The following is a 3,803-nucleotide window of genomic DNA, read 5'->3' as shown; positions in this document are numbered from 1 at the left end:
GAAGTACAACAAAAACCTGCCACTGCTTTTTCCCTGCCGGTGTTTTTAAAGTTGACTGCTTTTGAATTGAAGGCCATTATCAAGAATCAGACTTTTATCATCATCCTGATAATCGGTATGATTAACCTGGTAACTGCCCTTACCTTATTTACAGGAAGATATGGCAGCAGCAATTATCCCTTGACTTATGATGTAATTGATAGTATATCAGGGGCATTTTTTCTGTTCCTGATCGGTATTGTCATTTTTTACTCAGGTGTATTGGTATGGAAAGACAGAGATGTCAAGTTGGACGAAATCAAGGACTCCACTCCTACAGCAACAGGTCTTTTCCTTGCCTCCAAAATCACTGCTTTACTTCTAAGTGTACAATTGATTCTGGTCATTACTATTCTGATAGGCATTATTGCCCAATCAGCTTATGGTTATTTCAATTTTGAGCTGGGCGTCTATGCCCGATCCCTTTTGGTCAACGAGTTTCTATTCTTTACATACCTGACTGTTTTGGCGGTTTTTTTCCATTATCTGATCAACAACCGATACATCGCTTATTTTGCATTTGTGGTTTTCATCATTGCCATAGATTTTGTGTGGCAGGCATTGGAAGTGGAAACTTTGATGTTGGATTATGGATCGGTTCCAAGAGGAACTTACTCAGATCTGAACGGTTTTGGACCTTGGCAAAAAGCTACTTTTTGGTTTCAACTTTACTGGGCAGCTTTTACGATGATTTTAATCTATATCAGCTACCTGTTTTTTTCCAGAGGAAGATCTTTGGATTTGAAAAGCAGGTGGCAGGAAGCCAAAGGCAGGTTGAAAACAAGCAAAATGCTGATTGCTTCTATTTTGGCTATCTTCTTTTTGGTAGGTTTCAATGTGTATTACAACACCCTTGTTTTGAACGATTATGATTCCAGCGATCAGATAGAAAAAAAGCGGGTAGACTATGAAAAGACCTACAAGATTTATGAAGGTATTCCTCAGCCCAAATGGGTAAGTATGGATTATCATATTGAGCTTTATCCGGCAGAGAGGGATTTGGAGTTTGCTGTAAAAGGCATTATGGAAAATAAAACAAATGCTACGATCTCTGAATTACATTTTTCCTTTTCAGACACCAAAAATCCTTTAGAAATAATGATTGATGGAGCTGATATAGAGGAGGATGATAAGGATTTGGGATATAGAATATACAAGCTGTCTCAGCCTATGATGCCAGGGGATCAACTCAAAGTTGGCATTTCAGGAGAAAAGCGCACCAAGGGCTTTGAGAATAGGGTTTCAAATACCAGAATTGTAGAAAATGGCAGCTTTTTCTATTCCATGGAAATGGTACCGGATATTGGATACCAGTCCGATAATGAATTGACAGACAGAAATAAGAGAAGGAAAAAAGATTTACCTGAGAGACGGCGTATGCCTCCATTGGATGAAAACAACTTGGAGGCAAGAAATTTCCATTATATCACCAATAGCAGTGACTGGATAGACATCAAGACAGTGATGGGAACTTCAGCCGATCAGATTGCTGTGAGTCCCGGAAAGCTTATTAGGGAATGGGAGGAAAACGGACGACGATATTTTGAGTACAAGCAAGAAGCTCCTTCAGTGCATTTCACTTCGTTCCTATCAGCAGATTACGAAGTGGAGCGTCAACAATGGCAGGATGTGGACATTGAGGTGTATTATACCAAAGGCCATGAATACAACATTCCGAATTTTGTCAATGCCATGAAAAAGTCTTTGGACTATTATGCCAATAATTTTGGGGAATATCATCATAGCCAACTGAGGATAGTGGAGTTCCCAAGGTATGCCGGTTTTGCACAGTCCTTCCCTGGGACCATGCCATACAGTGAGCGGTTGGGATTTATCACAGATCTCAGAAATGTAAGTGAGGATGATATTGACCTGGTATTCTATGTAACAGCCCACGAGACAGCCCACCAATACTGGGCCCATCAAGTGATTGCCGCCAAAATGCGTGGTGCGGAATTATTGATGGAGGCTATTACCCAGTACTCGGCTTTGATGGTCATGGAACAGGAGTATGGTAGAGATAAAATGCGGAAATTCCTTCGGTATGAAATGGATGGCTACCTGAGAGGAAGAGGAAGTGAATATGAAGCTGAGCGACCCCTAGCTGAAACTGAGCGGCAAGGCTATATCCATTATGAAAAAGGTTCTATAGCCATGTATTACCTCAAAGAAATGATCGGGGAAGAACAAGTCAATAATTCCCTTAGACAGTTGATTGCAGATTTCGGCTATCAAGGCGCACCTTACCCCACTTCCATGGATGCTGTTAGGGCATTTAGAGCAAATACACCTGATAGCCTGCAGTATGTAATCGATGATTTATTTCTCAATATCACTTTATTTTCCAACAGGGTGGTTGACGCTAACATTACCCAAGATGGTGAGGAATACATTGTAGAATTTACCACAGAATCAAAAAAATTCAGATCAGATTCTTTGGGTAAGGAAAGTCCTATTCCCATTGCTGACTTTATAGATGTGGGGGTTTTCGGATTTACAGAAAACAAGAAACTCTTGGGTGAGCCCCTGATCTATGAAAGGCTGAAAATTGATCAGGAAGAAAATAGCTTCACCTTCCGTACCAAATCCAAGCCTCAGGTGGTAGGTATAGATCCTTACAATTACCTGATCGATAGGGTTCCGAGTGATAATACAAAAAAGGTAAGCTTGAATTAAATCAGCGATATTAAAAATCTCTGAACAGAATACAGAAAAGTATTTCCTAAATCAGGAAAAGAAATCGTATGGAACGCCAACATAACCATTCTTATACCTATAAAAGACTGCCATTGATCTTGGCAGTCTTTTTTCAAGTCTTCTTTTGGCTTGGCCCTCATGGTATGGCACAAAACGATATAGATTTCTTGAAGGGAAAAGTTTTGAATTCGGAAAGCAGAGAGCCCGTTCCTTTTGCACATGTATTTTTTAAAGGTTTTGAAAATCAGGGTACGGTCAACGATATAAGAGGAGAATTCAAGTTAAGGCTTATTCAATCAGCAGACAGTATTGTCATTTCCCATGTGGGGTATGAAAATCAGCAGCTTCCTTATTCCGATATCAAAGAAGCAGGTCAAGTATATCTAGTACCCAAACAAATTGAAATGGCTGAAATGGTTTTTTTTGCAGGTGAAAATCCTGCTATTAAAATTGTCAAATCAGCAGTCAGCAATAAAAGATTGAATGATCCTGAAAATCTAGATTCCTACCAATACAGTGCCTACAATAAATTGGTTTTTTCATTGAAAGAAGCAGAGAAAAAGGACTCAGTTTCAGTAGAAATAGACAGTGCCCTCAAAGGAGGTCACTTATTCATCTCAGAAAGTTACTCAGAGGTATCCTTCAAAAAGCCAGGAAACAGAAATGAAACCATAAAAGCTTCTAAAATGTCGGGGTTCAAAAGCCCAGTCATAGCCTTTGTTTCCAGCACTTTTCAGCCGTTTTCATTGTATGAAGACCATATCACAATTTTTGATATCCCCTACCTCAACCCACTTTCAAAGGAAGGTTTAAACAAATACGATTACTTTTTGGAGGACAGCATTCAAAATGAGACAGGAACTTCATACATCATCAGCTTTCAACCCCAAAAAGGTAAAGGATACCTTCTAGGAACTGGCATTATGGCCATATCCTCAAATCGCTATGCTTTGGAAAATATGGTGTTCAAATCATTGGATAATGGGAGTACGCTCCAATTTGAACTTCAGCAAAAAAACAAATGGGACGGAAATCACTGGTTTCCTGAACAGGTTAACAGCAAATAC

2 protein-coding genes are annotated in these 3,803 nt (G+C 39.6%); both read left to right on the top strand.

Annotated features, from left to right (window positions below):
• Window positions 1–2,715 (top strand): M1 family aminopeptidase (locus tag EA341_RS00400; protein WP_293010703.1); only part of this gene is annotated, 2,715 nt, incomplete at its 5' end.
• A gap of 68 nt (window positions 2,716–2,783) precedes the next feature.
• Window positions 2,784–3,803, top strand: a 1,020-nt coding sequence (locus tag EA341_RS00395) for a DUF5686 family protein (RefSeq protein WP_293010702.1), incomplete at its 3' end; no start/stop codon positions are given.

The organism is Mongoliibacter sp. (genome assembly GCF_007692705.1).
Taxonomy (GTDB): Bacteria; Bacteroidota; Bacteroidia; order Cytophagales; family Cyclobacteriaceae; genus Mongoliibacter.
The sequence above is the reverse complement of the archived record's forward strand: the minus strand, read 5'-3'. Positions and strand labels throughout refer to the sequence as shown.